This window comes from Sporosarcina newyorkensis, assembly GCF_900167515.1.
Classification (GTDB): Bacteria; Bacillota; Bacilli; order Bacillales_A; family Planococcaceae; genus Sporosarcina; species Sporosarcina newyorkensis.
Window position 1 is genome coordinate 1 of record NZ_FUYJ01000016.1, and the last position, 1,178, is coordinate 1,178.

Below are 1,178 nucleotides of genomic sequence, written 5' to 3' on the forward strand. Positions count from 1 at the left end.
CCCGTAGTCGAAAGTGCATTCCCTCCAGAGTGGATCCTGAGTACGGCGGAACACGTGAAATTCCGTCGGAATCCGGGAGGACCATCTCCCAAGGCTAAATACTCCCTAGTGACCGATAGTGAACCAGTACCGTGAGGGAAAGGTGAAAAGCACCCCGGAAGGGGAGTGAAATAGAACCTGAAACCGTGTGCCTACAAATTGTCAGAGCCCGTTAATGGGTGATGGCGTGCCTTTTGTAGAATGAACCGGCGAGTTACGATTCCATGCAAGGTTAAGCTGAGAAAGCGGAGCCGCAGCGAAAGCGAGTCTGAATAGGGCGCATGAGTATGGGGTCGTAGACCCGAAACCAGGTGATCTACCCATGTCCAGGGTGAAGGTCAGGTAACACTGACTGGAGGCCCGAACCCACGTATGTTGAAAAATGCGGGGATGAGGTGTGGGTAGCGGTGAAATTCCAATCGAACCTGGAGATAGCTGGTTCTCTCCGAAATAGCTTTAGGGCTAGCCTCAAACGAAAGAATCTCGGAGGTAGAGCACTGTTTGGACGAGGGGCCCATCCCGGGTTACCGAATTCAGACAAACTCCGAATGCCGATGATTTATGTTTGGGAGTCAGACGGTGGGTGATAAGATCCATCGTCGAGAGGGAAACAGCCCAGACCACCAGTTAAGGTCCCCAAGTATCCGTTAAGTGGAAAAGGATGTGGCGCTGCCCAGACAACCAGGATGTTGGCTTAGAAGCAGCCATCATTTAAAGAGTGCGTAATAGCTCACTGGTCGAGTGGCGCTGCGCCGAAAATGTACCGGGGCTAAACGGATCACCGAAACTGTGGATTGACGCAAGTCAATGGTAGGAGAGCGTTCCAAGGGCGTTGAAGCTAGACCGGAAGGACTGGTGGAGCGCTTGGAAGTGAGAATGCCGGTATGAGTAGCGAAAGAAGGGTGAGAATCCCTTCCACCGAATGCCTAAGGTTTCCTGAGGAAGGCTCGTCCGCTCAGGGTTAGTCAGGACCTAAGTCGAGGCCGATAGGCGTAGACGATGGACAACAGGTTGATATTCCTGTACCACCTCCCCGCCGTTTGAGTAATGGGGGGACGCAGTAGGATAGGGTGAGCACGCAGTTGGTTGCGTGTCTAAGCAGTGAGGTGGAGAACGAGGCAAATCCCGTTCTCATATAA

Annotated in this window: 1 rRNA gene; it reads left to right on the forward strand. The window is 52.9% G+C overall.

Annotated features, from left to right (window positions below):
- Window positions 1-1,178, forward strand: a 23S ribosomal RNA gene (locus B5D59_RS17945); the annotation flags it as partial.